This window comes from Roseateles oligotrophus, assembly GCF_014204525.1.
In the GTDB taxonomy this organism is placed as follows: domain Bacteria; phylum Pseudomonadota; class Gammaproteobacteria; order Burkholderiales; family Burkholderiaceae_C; genus Paucibacter_A; species Paucibacter_A oligotrophus_A.
In genome coordinates, this window is sequence record NZ_JACHLP010000007.1 from 136,030 (window position 1) to 149,790 (window position 13,761).

Annotated in this window: 10 protein-coding genes and 2 riboswitches; of the genes, 3 read left to right on the forward strand and 7 right to left on the reverse strand. The window is 66.4% G+C overall.

The genetic code is table 11. The annotated features are described in order from the left end of the window. Positions 1 to 123: 123 nt before the first annotated feature. Together HNP55_RS17480 and HNP55_RS17485 are read right to left on the reverse strand one after the other, a co-directional pair. A complete protein-coding gene (locus HNP55_RS17480) occupies positions 124 to 2,871 on the reverse strand; it encodes a TonB-dependent receptor domain-containing protein (RefSeq protein WP_184302252.1) in 2,748 nt (915 codons plus the stop codon). A 98-nt stretch (positions 2,872 to 2,969) separates the two neighbouring features. Then, the gene (locus HNP55_RS17485) at positions 2,970 to 3,746 is read right to left on the reverse strand and encodes an acid phosphatase (protein ID WP_184302255.1); all 777 of its coding nucleotides are present in this window, start codon (positions 3,744 to 3,746) and stop codon (positions 2,970 to 2,972) included. A gap of 200 nt (positions 3,747 to 3,946) precedes the next feature. On the opposite strand from HNP55_RS17485, the gene HNP55_RS17490 reads away from it, so the two are divergent. Next, complete coding sequence (locus tag HNP55_RS17490) at positions 3,947 to 4,810, forward strand: DUF6502 family protein (protein WP_184302258.1); 864 nt, start codon at positions 3,947 to 3,949, stop codon at positions 4,808 to 4,810. On the opposite strand, the gene HNP55_RS17495 is transcribed toward HNP55_RS17490, so the two are convergent. The 5 genes from HNP55_RS17495 to gcvT form a co-directional block, all read right to left on the reverse strand. Then, complete coding sequence (locus tag HNP55_RS17495; protein WP_184302262.1) at positions 4,805 to 5,335, reverse strand: SRPBCC family protein; 531 nt, start codon at positions 5,333 to 5,335, stop codon at positions 4,805 to 4,807. The genes HNP55_RS17490 and HNP55_RS17495 overlap by 6 nt on opposite strands. Positions 5,336 to 5,370: 35 nt before the next feature. After that, the gene (locus HNP55_RS17500; RefSeq protein ID WP_184302264.1) at positions 5,371 to 6,762 is read right to left on the reverse strand and encodes an L-serine ammonia-lyase; all 1,392 of its coding nucleotides are present in this window, start codon (positions 6,760 to 6,762) and stop codon (positions 5,371 to 5,373) included. A 97-nt stretch (positions 6,763 to 6,859) separates the two neighbouring features. After that, positions 6,860 to 9,748, reverse strand: coding sequence for an aminomethyl-transferring glycine dehydrogenase (gene gcvP / locus HNP55_RS17505; RefSeq protein ID WP_184302267.1), 2,889 nt, complete (start codon positions 9,746 to 9,748; stop codon positions 6,860 to 6,862). 83 nt (positions 9,749 to 9,831) lie between these two features. Further along, the gene (gene gcvH / locus HNP55_RS17510; protein WP_184302268.1) at positions 9,832 to 10,209 is read right to left on the reverse strand and encodes a glycine cleavage system protein GcvH; all 378 of its coding nucleotides are present in this window, start codon (positions 10,207 to 10,209) and stop codon (positions 9,832 to 9,834) included. A gap of 40 nt (positions 10,210 to 10,249) precedes the next feature. Further along, the gene (gcvT, locus tag HNP55_RS17515) at positions 10,250 to 11,368 is read right to left on the reverse strand and encodes a glycine cleavage system aminomethyltransferase GcvT (RefSeq protein ID WP_184302271.1); all 1,119 of its coding nucleotides are present in this window, start codon (positions 11,366 to 11,368) and stop codon (positions 10,250 to 10,252) included. A gap of 53 nt (positions 11,369 to 11,421) precedes the next feature. Then, positions 11,422 to 11,531, reverse strand: a riboswitch (glycine riboswitch). A 9-nt stretch (positions 11,532 to 11,540) separates the two neighbouring features. Beyond that, positions 11,541 to 11,644, reverse strand: a riboswitch (glycine riboswitch). Between the two features lie 90 nt (positions 11,645 to 11,734). On the opposite strand from gcvT, the gene HNP55_RS17520 reads away from it, so the two are divergent. Together HNP55_RS17520 and HNP55_RS17525 are read left to right on the forward strand one after the other, a co-directional pair. Further along, positions 11,735 to 12,397, forward strand: coding sequence for a response regulator (locus HNP55_RS17520; protein WP_184302274.1), 663 nt, complete (start codon positions 11,735 to 11,737; stop codon positions 12,395 to 12,397). Continuing rightward, positions 12,394 to 13,740: an ATP-binding protein gene (locus HNP55_RS17525; RefSeq protein WP_184302276.1), complete on the forward strand. Its 1,347-nt coding sequence runs from the start codon at positions 12,394 to 12,396 to the stop codon at positions 13,738 to 13,740. Before HNP55_RS17520 ends, HNP55_RS17525 begins: the two co-directional genes overlap by 4 nt. Positions 13,741 to 13,761 lie beyond the last annotated feature (21 nt).

The following is a 13,761-nucleotide window of genomic DNA, read 5'->3' on the forward strand; positions in this document are numbered from 1 at the left end:
GGCAGGATCCTGAGCCAGAAGTAGAACCCTGCCGCCCCGGCTTGTCTATGCCAGTAACCGCCTAACTGGACGGGAAAGCCCCAACATCGGGGCTTTCCCGCCACAGCTCAGGCCTCGCCCCTCTTAGAACTCGTATGAAGCGCTCAGCGACAGGTAGCGGCCATAGGCATTGGCGATGCCGCCGTCGACGCCGACCGTGGTTTCGTTGGGGTCCAGGGCCGGCCGGGTGTCGGCCAGATTGCGCAGCGTGACACCCAGGCGTATGCCCGAGAAGCCCCGGTAGCTGAGCGCCAGGTCGGCCGTGTTCCAGGCCCGCATGCGACACAGGTCCTGACGGCCAGCGCTGAGCAGGGTGGCGTCGCAGCTGCCGCCCGCGGCATAACTCTGGAAGCCGCTCTGGAAATTGCCGGTCAGTGTTGTCGACCAGTTGCCGATACTCCAGTTGCCGCTGAGGGCCAGCTTATTGGCCGGCACCTTGTAAAAGCCCACGGTCTCGTAAATCGGCTGGCTGGCATCGCGTTGCAGCTTGCGCGACAGCATGCGTGTGCCCTTGAGGCTGAGCTTCAGGCGGCCCCAGTCGTTCAGGCTGATGCGCTGGTTCAGTTCGTAGTCGATGCCATAGGTGCGCGACATCGCCAGATTCATATAAGGGCGGCGCACCTGGTAGACCTGGCCCAGTTCGCCGGGCGTCGAGGGCGGTAGGCGCAGCACCGAGCCGGGGAATTCGTCCTCACGGTTGAGCATTTCCTGGGTGCCCAGGCGATCCACTTCGCCGCGGCGCTCGATATACCAGGCGTCCAGCACGGCGTCCGTCGTCGACGCCAGATCGAACAAGAGGCCCAGCGTGTAGGAGTCGGACTTCTCGGGGCGCAATTCTGGGTTGGCCAGCGTGACTGAGGACAAGCTCATGGAGCAGTTACCGTTGCTGCTATCAAATACCGGGCACAGCTTGGGGTCGCGAGTGCCGGAGCTGTTGGCAAACAGGGCCGATTTGCTGATCTGGGACTGCGAGGGCGCGCGGAAGCCGTTGGCCCAGCTGCCGCGCAGGGCCAGCATATTGTTGACCTTGTATTTGGCGCCCAGCTTGCCGGTGATGGCGCTGCCGAAATCGGTGTAATGCTCGGCGCGCAAGGCGGTTTGGGTTTCCAAGCCCTTCAGCAAGGGCAGTTGCAGCTCGGCATAGGCGGCCGTGATATTGCGCGAGCCGCTGGCCTCGCCGATGCCGCGGCCGATGATGTCGCCGGCCGCGGTGAGCGGGTCGGCATCGACCCTGAAGGTCTCGTGGCGCAGCTCGGCCCCCAGACCCAGCATGGCGGCACCGCCCGTCATGCGGCCCAGCTCACGCGAACCGCGCAGGTCCAAGGAGGTGGTGCCGGACTCGCCTCTATCGTTCAGCTCGGGCGCCAGCCTGGCCAGTACCTCGGGGCTGTTGCTGCCGCCGAAGCGGTAGCTGCCGTCGGCCAGGGCCTGGTTCAGGCCCGACAGGCTGAGCCGGCCGACTTGGGTCTTGCGATTGCGCTGCTCGTGGTGCAGCAGGCCGCCCTCCACATCCCAGGCCCCCCAGATCGTGCTGCCGCTGAGCACCAGGCGAATATTGTCCGCCTCGGGGCGGTAGACATAGGGCAGATCGGCAAAACGGTAGCGCAGGCCCAGCACCGTGGGCTTGGTGTAGCTGACCGTGCCGCCGCTGCTATTGGGCAGCAGCACCGGATTGCTGCTGCTGGCCAGGCGGGTGGGGTTGTCCGGGTGGTTGACGGGCAGGGCCAGGCCTGCGAATTGGACGGTATTGCCTTGGGCATCGCCCCAGGTGGTCAGGGATTCGTTGCGGCTGGTCGGGGCGTCCAAATAGTCGTTGCGCACCCGCGAGGCGATCAGCTCGGCATTGAGGATGGTGTCCTTGCCCACGCGCAGGCCGCCGCGCAAAAAGATCGAGGCGCGCTTCTGGTCGCCAACGTATTGCTGGTACTGGCTGGAGTCCCACAGGCAGCGCGGGGTGGAGACGGTGGCCGAGACCGGGCCCTGGGTTGCGCAGTTATTGGACAGCATGCCGCGGAAGCTGCCCGACAGGCCTTTGTTATAGGTGTAGAGATTGCCCGGGTAGGAGGAGGTGGAGTTGGGAATCAGGCGGCTGTAGAGCTGGCTCAGCAGCTCGCCTTCGACCCGGTTGGGGGCTTCGGTGATGCCCACGCCGTCGCGCACGAACAACTCGATCCCCGCCATCACGTTATAGCCCTGCACGTCCAGGTCGCCGGTGCCGGCCATCAGGTTGACGGTCTGGTTCTTGAACAAGCCATCAAAGCGCTGCTTGGCGTTGAGCTCGATCAGCCGCCCCTGGTAGTCGTTGCGCAGGATGATGTTGACCACGCCGGCCAAGGCGTCCGATCCGTACAGCGAGGAGGCGCCGGACTTCAGGATTTCCACCCGCTCGATCGCCGAAACCGGGATGGAATTGACGTTGAAGATGGTGGACTGTCCGGTCCCGGGATCTATGACGGCCGAGGGTGAGAGGCGGCGGCCATTGATCAGCACCAGGGTGGCGGCCGAACCCATGCCGCGCAAGGAGATGGAGGCCGAGCCGGCGGAAAAGCCGTTGCCGCTGCCCATATCGTCCAGGCCGCCGGCGCCGGTTGAGGGGTCCATGCGCATCAGCTCGTCCAGCGTGGCCGCGCCGGCGCGCAGGATGTCCTCCCGCTTGATCACGCTGACCGGCGTTGGTGTTTCGACGTCCGTGCGCTTGATCATCGAACCGGTGACTTCCACACGTTCCAGCTTGGCAGCCGTACTGGCTGGCGGGGCTGCGGGAGTCTGGGCACGGGCGGACAGCGACAGCGCCAGGCAGGCGAGCGCCAGGGCATGGGGGCGGTATTTCATACGGCTACTCCTGTTTTCGGGGACGAGTTCGCTCCTCTCGCGCAGCCGGAGCTGGCGGGATGGCGGACGGTGAGGGTGGGTCGGGCGGAGGGAGGTGATCAGCGCAGGGCGGCCAGTTCGGCGCGCGCCCGTTGCAGATCCTGCTGAAACTCGGGGTTGGAATCCAGCTGCACCAGCACGGCGTTGGCGATCTGCCGGCCGGCCTCGACATCAGAGGGGAAATGCATGCCGCAGATCACACGGCTTTCGGCATAGGCTTGGGCGCGGCCCAGCAAGGCCTCGGCCCGCTCGGCTTGCAGCCGGGCCAGCACACCCGCGACGGCCCAGCCATAGGCCGCGTGGCCCGAGGGGTAGGAGGTGCGTTGCTGGCTGTCGGGATCGGCGGGGGCGGTGGCCGCATTGCGGCCGCAGACCTGGGGCAGATCCAGGCGCTGGTAGGGCCGTTTGCGGGCGAAATGGCTTTTGGCCGCAAAGGTCGGCCCACCCACCTGTTTGAGCGTGCGGTTGAGCAGCTGGACCAATATGGGCAGGCGCTGGCGTTGCAGCGGGCCTTGGCCGAAGCTGGTCTCAAAACGGTCGTAGAGCCAGCGGGCGTCTTCTTCCGCCATCTGGCGGCGTGCGCTGTCGACCGCCTGGTAGAGCTGGGCGGCGGCAACATCCTGGCGGTCCGCCAGCGAGCCCTCCGCGGGCGGCGCAGGCAGCAAGAGCTTGTACTGCTCGGACGCCTGGAAATAGGGCCGCAGGTCTTTGTGGCTGATGGGCGGACTCTCCCATTCGGGCGAAGCGGCGCCTGCCCAGGGCTGGGCCAGCGCCAGGCCGGCCAGCAGGAAATGACGAAGCAAGAAATGGCGGGGCAGTAGCGAGGGGAATTTCATGATGGGAAAATCACGGGCACGTTCACGATGCCTTGCATTGTGCAATTTGCGAAATAATCGCAAATTGTGATTTACCCTAGGAGCCTGTCGGGCTTGGGTCGCCGATAGCGGAAATCGGCCCCAGCCAGGCCAGTTTTCCGCCGGCGATTCCCAAGTCCGACAGGCTCCTAGCTACAACAGTTTTGCCACCCTCGCAAGCCATGAGTCTCAACAAGCAAGGACAGATCCTCCAGATAGCGGCCCAGCTTCTGCGCCCCCTGATACGCCTGGCCGTGCGCGAGGGCGTGGGGCTGAACGAGATGAACGAGCTGCTCAAGCGCGTCTACATCGAGCAGGCGGCCCGGCAGCTGCAGGCCGAAGGCCAAAAGCAAAGCGATGCGGCCCTGAGCACCCTAACGGGCGTACATCGCAAGGACGTCAAGCGCATCGGCGCGGTGGCGCCGCTGGCACAGCTGGAGGGCTGGCGCAAAAGCCTGTTGGAGCTGGTGCAGGAGCGTTGGAGCGGCGATGTGCGCTTCATCAACGAGCAAGGTGCCGAGCGGCCGCTGGAGCGGCGCAGCTCGCTGCGCCAGGCCCAGGGCGGGACTTTTGATGATTTGATCGAAGAGGTCAGCAAGGGCGTGCCCACCCGCGCCTTGCTGGACGCCTGGCTGGCCCAGGGCGCGGTCCATCTGGATGAACAGGGCCGCGTCTGCCTGGGCGATATCAAACGGGTGGCCGGCGAAGAATTTCAGAGCCTGGGCAGTACGGCGGCCATTGCCGCCGATCGTATGGAGGCGGCCTGGGAAAATCAGCGGCCCGGTTCCCGCAGGGACAATGTCCTGTTCTCGGTGCGCGGGCAGGGGCTGGTGGCCGAGGATTTACCGCGCCTGCATGAGATGACCCAGCAGTGGGGGCGGCAATTCGGTGATCGCCTGAACCGCGAAGTGACCTTGGCGGAGGTGCGTGGCCAGGCCGCTGGTGGGCGTTACCGCTTCAGCTTTGGCGTGCAGAGCTATGCGGTGGAAATCTCTGAGCCCTCGCCAGAGGCCGCCAATCCAGCGAGTGCGAACCTCAATTCATGACTTCTCGGCCACGGCCTTGAGCTGGGCCAGGCCTTTCTCGAAGTCCTTGCCCACCATGCTGTCCATGCTGGCGAACACGCTCATCAGCTTGGTCATGAAATTGGCCGGGCCATACATGGCCCAAGTCATGCGCGTGCCGCCGGGGATGGCTTGCAAGCGGTACTCGGCGGTGTTGTGGGCCTCGAAGGGGGTGATGAAGTCCAGTTGTATCGTCAGCTTGGCCGCCGGCTCGGCGGCCAGAATTTCCATGCGACCCTGGCCCACATCGCGGTTGCCCTTCCAGCCGTAGACGGCTCCCACGCCGCGCTCGGCGCCGCTGAATTCGCGCTGCATGGCCGGGTCTATGCCCTCCCAGGGCGACCAGCGGCCGAACTGCTTGAAGTCGTCCAGCAAGGCGTAGACCTTCTCGGGCGAGGCCTGGATGTCTATGCTGCGCTCGACGCGGAAGCTGTCGGGGCGGCTGCTGGCGTAAAGCGCCAGGCCGGCGATCAGCAGGACCAGGGCAAGCAGGATTTTCTTCAGCATGGGCAATCTCCTGTTGGGATAGGGCCCATGCTAATTCAACATTCGACGATATTCACCGCCAGGCCACCGCGGGCCGTCTCCTTGTACTTGCTCATCATGTCGGCGCCGGTGTCGCGCATGGTCTTGATGACCTTGTCCAGGCTGACGAAATGGGTGCCGTCGCCGCGCAGAGCCATGCGGGCGGCGTTGATGGCCTTGACCGAGGCGATGGCATTGCGCTCGATGCAGGGGATCTGCACCAGGCCGCCCACCGGGTCGCAGGTCAGGCCCAGATGGTGTTCCATGCCGATCTCGGCGGCGTTCTCCACCTGCTGGGGCGTGCCGCCCATCACCTGGCAGAGCGCGCCGGCGGCCATCGAGCAGGCCACGCCCACCTCGCCCTGGCAGCCCACCTCGGCGCCGGAGATGCTGGCGTTTTCCTTGTACAGGATGCCGATGGCGGCGGCCGTTAGCAGGAAGTCGACCACGCCGTCCTCATTGGCGTGGTGAACGAAGCGGCTGTAGTAATGCAGCACGGCGGGCACGATGCCGGCCGCGCCATTGGTCGGCGCCGTCACCACGCGGCCGCCGGCGGCGTTTTCCTCGTTGACCGCCAGGGCGTAGAGATTGACCCAGTCCATCACCTGCAGCGGGTCGCGCAGGGCGGCCTCGGGGTTGGCGGTGAGGTCGGCATGCAGCTGCGCGGCGCGGCGCTTGACCTTGAAGCCGCCGGGCAGAATGCCCTCGGTGCGGCAGCCGCGGGACACGCAGTCCTGCATCACCTGCCAGATCTTCAAGAGGCCGGCGCGGGTTTCCTCGTCGCTGCGCCAGTGGCGCTCGTTGCGGCGCATGATCTCGGCGATGCTGATGTCATGCTGCTTGCAGATCTGCAGCAAGTCGTCGCCGGTCTTGAAGGGGTAGGGCAGCACCGTGGCATCGGGGGCGAGGACTTTTTGCTTGGCTCCGTCGGCGGCGATCTCCTCGCTGACCACAAAGCCGCCGCCCACCGAGTAGAAGGTGCGCTCGGCGATTTGCTGCTCGTTGGCATCGAAGGCGATGAAGCGCATGCCGTTGGCATGGAAGGGCAGGCTCTGGCGGCGGAACATCACCAGATCCTTCAACTCGTTGAAGGCGATCTTGTGCTCGCCCAGCAGGCTGATGTGCTTGCCCTCGCGGATGTCGGCCAGCATGGCCGGCACCTGCTCCACATCCACCGTGTCCGGCTCATGGCCGGCCAGGCCCAAGAGAACGGCCTTGTCCGTGCCATGGCCCTTGCCGGTGGCGCCCAGCGAGCCATACATCTGCGAAACCACGCGCGTGGTGCTGGCCAGCAAGCCCTCGTGTTTCAGGCGCAGCGCAAACAGGCGGGCCGCCCGCATGGGTCCTACGGTATGGGAGCTGGAGGGGCCGATACCAATCTTGAACAGGTCAAATACTGAAACGGCCATGGGCAGTCCTCCGTGGATTTTGTGGGGCGGGTCAAGACCCGCCAATGGGTCTTGTTGTGAGGGTAGAAATGGCGGGTCAAGACCCGCCCTAGGCCGCTCAGGCGTAGTCGCTCATCGGCGGGCAGGAGCAGCTCAGATTGCGGTCGCCGTAGACATTGTCCACCCGGCCCACCGGCACCCAGTACTTCTGGCGACGCAGCGAGGCCAGCGGATAGGCCGCCACTTCGCGGCTATAGCCATGGGTCCAGTCGGCGCTCAGCAGGCTTTCGGCCGTGTGCGGGGCGTTGACCAGGGGGTTGTCGGTCGCCGTCCAGCTGCCGGCCGCCACCTGGGCGATCTCGGCGCGGATGGCCAGCATGGCCTCGCAGAAGCGGTCCAGCTCGTGCTTGGACTCGCTCTCGGTCGGCTCCACCATCAGCGTGCCGGCCACCGGGAAGGACAGGGTGGGCGCGTGGAAGCCGTAGTCGATCAGGCGCTTGGCCACGTCCTCGGCGCCGATGCCGGTGGCGTCCTTCAGCGGGCGGATGTCCAGGATGCACTCATGGGCCACGCCGCCGCCCTTGACGCCGGCGATATTGCCGCTGAAGTGGATGTCATAGGCATCGGCCAGGCGGGCGGCCACATAGTTGGCCGACAGAATGGCCGTCTCGGTGGCGGCGGTCAGGCCGTCGGCGCCCATCATGCGCATATACATCCAGCTGATGGGCAGCACGGCGGCATTGCCCAGTGGCGCGGCGCTGACAGCACCAATGGCGGTCTCGCTCACATAACCCGCAGCGCGGTGGGTGGGCAGATAGGGCACCAGATCGGCCACCACGCAGACGGGGCCGACGCCGGGGCCGCCACCGCCGTGCGGGATGCAGAAGGTCTTGTGCAGGTTCAGATGGCTCACATCGCCGCCGAACTCGCCGGGTGCTGCCACGCCGACCAGGGCGTTCATATTGGCGCCGTCCACATAGACGCGGCCACCAAAGCTCTTCACCAGCTCGCAGATCTCCTTCACATGGGTGTCGAACACGCCATAGGTGGAGGGGTAGGTGATCATGATGGCGGCCAGATTGGCGGCATGCTGCTCGCACTTGGCGCGCAGATCGACCAGATCGATATTGCCTTCCTTGTCGCACTTGGTCACCACCACCTGCATGCCCACCATCTGGGCCGAGGCGGGGTTGGTGCCGTGGGCGGACTCGGGGATCAGGCAGATCTTGCGTTGGGCGTCGCCGCGCGACTCATGCCAGGCCTTGATGGCCAGCAGGCCGGCGTACTCGCCCTGCGAGCCGGCATTGGGCTGCAGGCTGATGCCGGCATAGCCGGTGGCCTGGCACAGCCAGCCGGTCAGCTGCTCGTTCAGCAAGGCATAACCCTGCAGCTGATCGTGCGGGGCAAAGGGGTGGATGCCGGCGAACTCGGGCCAGGTGATGGGGATCATCTCGCTGGTCGCGTTCAGCTTCATCGTGCAGGAGCCCAGCGGGATCATGCTGCGGTCCAGGGCCAGGTCCTTGTCGGCCAGGGCGCGTAGATAGCGCAGCATTTCCGTCTCGGAGTGGTAGCGGTTGAAGACCGGGTGGCTCAGATAGGCGCTCGTGCGCTGCAGCTCGGCCGGGATCAGCGTAGCGACGCCCTTCTCGAAGGCCTCGAAGCCGGCGGCCGTGGCGCCGAACAGGCCCAGCAGGGTCTGCAGATGGGCGCGGGTGGTGGTTTCGTCCAGCGAGATACCGACCGAATCTTTGCCGGCGTGGCGCAGGTTCAGGCCGGCCTTGAGGGCGGCGGCGTGAATCTCGGCCGTCTTGGCGCCGGTCTGCACATGCAAGGTGTCAAAAGCCGTGGCGTTGAGGACGGCAAAGCCCTGGGCCTTCAGGCCCTGGGCCAGGATGGCGGCGAAGCTGGCCACGCGCAGGGCGATGCGCTGCAGGCCTTGCGGGCCGTGGTAGACGGCATACATGCTGGCCACGACGGCCGGCAGCACTTGGGCGGTACAGATGTTCGAGGTGGCCTTCTCGCGGCGGATGTGCTGCTCGCGGGTCTGCAGGGCCAGGCGGTAGGCCGGCTTGCCGTGCACGTCCACGCTGACGCCGACCAGGCGGCCGGGCAGATTGCGTTTGTACTCGTCCTTGCAAGCCATATAGGCGGCGTGCGGGCCGCCATTGCACAGCGGCATGCCGAAGCGCTGGGTGGTGCCGATGGCGATGTCGGCGCCCATCTCGGCCGGGGCCTTGATCAGGGTCAGGGCCAGCAGGTCAGCGGCGGCGATCAAGAGCGCACCCTGGGCGTGCAGGGCGTCGGCGGCGGGTTGCAGATCGCGCACATCGCCGTTGACGCCGGGGTATTGCAGCAGGGCGGCAAAGCACTCGCTCTTGCCCGCCTCGGTGGCGGGGCCGACCTGCACACTGAAGCCCAGGGGCTCGGCGCGGGTGCGCACCACTTCCAGGGTCTGGGGCAGCACATCGTCGGCGACGAAGAAGACCTGGCTCTTGCTCCTGCCCACGCGGGCGGCCAGGGTCATGGCTTCGGCGGCGGCGGTGGCCTCGTCCAGCATGGAGGCGTTGGCGATGGCCATGCCGGTCAGGTCGGTGACCATGGTCTGGAAGTTGACCAGGGCCTCCATACGGCCTTGCGAGATCTCGGCCTGGTAGGGCGTGTAAGCGGTGTACCAGGCGGGGTTTTCAAGGATGTTGCGCAGGATGACGCCGGGGGTCAGGGTGTCGTAATAGCCCTGGCCGATATAGCTCTTCAGCACCTTGTTCTTGCTGGCCACGCTCTTCAGCTCGGCCAGGGCCTGGGCTTCGGTGAGGGCGGCTGGCAGGTCCATGCCGACGGCGCGCTTGATGCTGCCGGGCACGACGGCGTCGATCAGGGCGCGGCGCGAGGCCAGGCCGATGACCGACAACATCCCCGCCTCGTCGGCGGCGTCGGGGCCGATGTGGCGGGCATGAAATTCGTGGCTGTTTTCCAGCGCGGCAAGGGTGGGCAGGGCAGACATCAACATGGCAAATCCTTGGGGGTCAAACGGCCGCTTTTGGCGGCCGGACCCGGTTTATCAATCGGCCAGCCGGGGCGGCTGGCGTTTCATCAGCTGTTCTTGACCAGCTCGTCGTAGGCGGTGCTATCCATCAGGCCGTCCAACTCAGCGGCGGCGCTCAGCTTGACCTTGAAGAACCAGCCGGCGCGCAAAGGGTCGCTATTGGCCAGCGAGGGGTCGTCGCGCAGGGCTTCGTTGACTTCGACGATCTCGCCCGAGACGGGCATGTAAACGTCGGCTGCGGCCTTCACCGACTCGACCACGCCGGCCACATCCTTGGCGGCAAAGCTGGCGCCGATGGCGGGCAGGTCAACAAAGACCACATCGCCCAGCGCGTCTTGTGCGTGGACGGTGATGCCCACGGTGACGACGCCGTCGGCTTCGATCTGGACCCACTCGTGGTCGGGGGTGTACTTGATAGTGCTCATGGCTGGCTCCGTTGGGTTGTTTGCTTATGGGTTGCTGGGTTCAGCCGCGGTAGTAACCGTTGGGCGTGAAGGGGGTGCTGCTGACCGTCATGGGCGTGCGCTTGTCACGCACGATGGCGAAGATCTCGGTGCCGAGCGCCGCGTGTTCGCGCGCCACATAGCCCAGGGCCACCGGCTTGCCCACGGTGGGGCCGACGGTGCCGCTGGTGACGACGCCGATCTCGACGCCCTCGACCGTGACCAGCTTGGCGCCCTCGCGCACAGGCATGCGCTCGGCGCTGACCAGGCCCACGCGCTTGCGTGCTGCCCCTTCGGCCAATTGCTGGTCCACCACGGCGGCGCCGGGATAGCCACCGGCGCGGGCACCGCCGGCGCGGCGCACCTTCTGGATGGCCCAGGTCAGCGAGGCTTCGACGGGGTTGGTGCCGGTGTTGATGTCGTGGCCGTAGAGGCACAGGCCGGCTTCCAGGCGCAGCGAGTCGCGCGCGCCCAGGCCGATGGGCTTGACTTCCGGCTGTGCCAGCAGCTTGCGGGCCAGGGCCACGGCCTGATCGGCGTGGACGGAGATCTCGAAGCCGTCTTCACCGGTATAGCCTGAGCGGGTCAGGAAGGTCTCGATGCCGTCCAGATTGAAGAATCCGCCGGTCATAAAGGTCAGCTTGGCGACCTCGGGGTTCAGGCGCGACAGCGCCGTCACGGCTTGCGGGCCCTGCAAGGCCAGCAGGGCTTGCTCGGGCAGGGGGATGACCTCGCACTGGCCGCCGATCTTGGCCTGCATATGGGCGATGTCCTGCACCTTGCAGCCGGCGTTGACGACGACGAAGAGGTCGTCCGGGCGGCGTGCAATCATCAAATCGTCGAGGATGCCGCCGGCCTCATTGGTGAACAAGGCATAGCGCTGCTTGAACAGGCCCAGGTCGATCACGTCGACCGGCACGATGGTTTCCAGCGCGGCGGCGGCACCGGCGCCCTTCAGCAGCACCTGGCCCATGTGCGAGACGTCGAACAAGCCGGCCGCGGCGCGGGTGTGCTTGTGCTCGGCCATCACGCCCATGGGGTATTGCACGGGCATGTCGTAGCCACCGAAGGGCACCATCTTGGCGCCGAGTTCGATGTGCAGAGCGTGCAGGGGGGTCTTGAGGAGTTCGGCGGAGGACATGGCGCGGCTTTCGGGTCGAGGGCAAGAGGGGGCCCACCCATTTCGGGTGGGGTTATGCCCTCGCTGTCCGCTTTACCTGAGAGATTGGCCGCCGGCATATGGCCCGCAGCTTGCCCCTTCGGTGGACGAGCTCAATGACTCGTCTCTCTCCAGTGAGGAACGCTCGGTTCTGAGCGTTTTGTCAGTCCTTTTGCCTGAGCGTTTGCAGCGTGGGATCACCAGTGCCACTGCGCCTTCGGCGGCTTTGCAATGAAAGCTCTCTCCTGACGGGTGCGGATTGTAGCCACGGAATGGGCGGGCGAGAACGGATTTAAGCGGGGTCCAGCGAGGCGTGGAGAATCCTGGCTTTGGCAAGGAGGTCTGAACATGCGCTTGCTGCTGGTGGAAGACGACAAGATGATTGGCGAGCAGTTGCTCGATCTGCTGCGCGCCGAGGGCTATGCGGTGGACTGGGTGCGCGACGGCGAACTGGCCGAGGCCGCCTTGCTGGCGCAGGCCTACGACTTGCTGATCCTGGACCTGGGTCTGCCCAAGCGCGATGGCATGCAGCTGCTGCGCTCGCTGCGCGCCCGCAAGGCTCAGCTGCCGGTCTTGATTGCCACCGCGCGTGACGCGCTCGAGCAGCGCGTCGCCGGCCTGGACGCCGGGGCCGACGACTATCTGCTCAAGCCCTTCGAGCTGGACGAATTGCTGGCCCGGGTGCGTGCGCTGCTGCGCCGGGCCCAGGGCCGGGCCGAGCCGGTGTACGAGCACATGGGCGTCAGCATCCGGCCGGCCAGCCGTGAGGCCTGGGACGCGCAAGGCCAGGCGGTGCAGCTCTCGGCCAAGGAATGGGCGGTGCTGGAGCCGCTGCTGGCGCGGCCGGGCCTGGTCCTGTCGCGCCAGCAACTGGAGGAAAAACTGTATGGCTGGAAGGACGAGATCTCCAGCAACGCGGTCGAGGTCTATATCCACGGCCTGCGCAAAAAGCTGGGGGCGGCCCTGATCCAGAATGTGCGCGGCGTCGGCTACCGGGTGCCAAAAGAATGAGCAAGAAGGCCTTGTTTGAATTGGAGGGGCTGCCGCGCTCGCTGCGCAATCGCCTGATCGTCTTTCTGCTGGCCGGCATGAGCCTGGCCGGCCTCGTGCAAGGCCTGAGCGCCTATCACACGGCCTTGCACGAGGCCGATCAGATTTTTGATTACCAGATGCAGCAGATGGCGATCTCGCTGCGCGGCGGCGTCGGCCGCGGCACGGTCTCGCTGCCGCTGGCCCAGGACCAGAGCTTTGACTTCCTGGTCCAGGTCTGGGGCGTGGACGGCGCCTCGCTATTCCGCTCGCCCGGCGAGTTACTGCTGCCGCAACAGGCCTTGCTGGGCTTCACCGAGCTGAGCCAGGGCGGCAAGCGCTTCCGGGTGTTTTCTCTGCAAACGCCTTACCAGCTGGTGCAGGTGGCGCAGGACCTGGCGGTGCGTCAGCGCATGGCCGGCCAGCTGGCCTGGCGCACGGTGCTGCCCATCGCGTTGATGTGGCCTTTTCTGGCCCTGCTGGTCTGGTGGGTGGTGGGCCAGGCCCTGGCGCCGGTGCAGCGCATCAGCGCGCAATTGACCCAGCGCGGTGCCGACGATCTGGCCCCGCTGCCGGCGCAGGACCTGCCCAGCGAGCTGCAGCCCTTGCTGCAGGCCTTCAACAAGCTGCTGGGCCGGGTGAGCCAGGCCTTTGCCGCTCAGCAAAGCTTTGTGGCGAATGCCGCACATGAATTGCGTTCGCCCCTGGCGGCCCTGAGCTTGCAGTGGCAAGGCCTCAAACGGGCCGGCAGCGACGAGGCGGCCCGCGCGCTGGCGCAGGAGCGCCTGGGCCAGGGCATTGCCCGCGCCAGCCGTCTGACCGAGCAGATGCTGCAGCTGGCGCGCCAGGAGGCGCAGGGCCAGGGGCCGGCAATGCAGGCCGTCGACCTGGCCGCGCTCTGCCGCGAGGCGGTGGTGGAGGCCAGCGTGGCGGCCGAGCAGGCCGGGGGCGATCTGGGCCTGAGCCATGCCGATGAGATTCAGATCCAGGGCAGGCCCGAGGCCTTGCGGGTGCTGATGCGCAATCTGCTGGACAACGCCATCAAATACAGCCCGCCTGGCGGCCGGGTGGATCTGAGCCTGCAGCGCGACGGTGGCCTGGCCTTGCTGCGGGTGGAGGACGGCGGCCCCGGCATCCCGCCCGAGCAGCGGGAGCGGGTGTTCGAACGCTTCTACCGCGGTGACAGCCACGAGCCGGTGCAGGGCAGCGGCCTGGGCCTGGCCATTGTGCAAAGCATTGCACGGGCCCATGGGGCGACGATAGGCTTGGCTCAGTCAGCGCAGCTGGGAGGTTTGCGGCTGGAGGTGAAGTTCCCGCTGGCTTAAGTGAGCCCTAAGTTTTGGTCG

Bases quoted from the DNA above. Each gene is read 5' to 3' on its own strand.
- gcvH (WP_184302268.1), bottom strand. From the start codon at position 10,209: ATGAGCACTATCAAGTACACCCCCGACCACGAGTGGGTCCAGATCGAA.
- HNP55_RS17495 (WP_184302262.1), bottom strand. From the start codon at position 5,335: ATGCTGAAGAAAATCCTGCTTGCCCTGGTCCTGCTGATCGCCGGCCTG.
- HNP55_RS17525 (WP_184302276.1), top strand. From the start codon at position 12,394: ATGAGCAAGAAGGCCTTGTTTGAATTGGAGGGGCTGCCGCGCTCGCTG.
- gcvT (WP_184302271.1), bottom strand. From the start codon at position 11,368: ATGTCCTCCGCCGAACTCCTCAAGACCCCCCTGCACGCTCTGCACATC.
- HNP55_RS17500 (WP_184302264.1), bottom strand. From the start codon at position 6,762: ATGGCCGTTTCAGTATTTGACCTGTTCAAGATTGGTATCGGCCCCTCC.
- HNP55_RS17480 (WP_184302252.1), bottom strand. From the start codon at position 2,871: ATGAAATACCGCCCCCATGCCCTGGCGCTCGCCTGCCTGGCGCTGTCG.
- HNP55_RS17490 (WP_184302258.1), top strand. From the start codon at position 3,947: ATGAGTCTCAACAAGCAAGGACAGATCCTCCAGATAGCGGCCCAGCTT.
- HNP55_RS17520 (WP_184302274.1), top strand. From the start codon at position 11,735: ATGCGCTTGCTGCTGGTGGAAGACGACAAGATGATTGGCGAGCAGTTG.
- HNP55_RS17485 (WP_184302255.1), bottom strand. From the start codon at position 3,746: ATGAAATTCCCCTCGCTACTGCCCCGCCATTTCTTGCTTCGTCATTTC.
- gcvP (WP_184302267.1), bottom strand. From the start codon at position 9,748: ATGTTGATGTCTGCCCTGCCCACCCTTGCCGCGCTGGAAAACAGCCAC.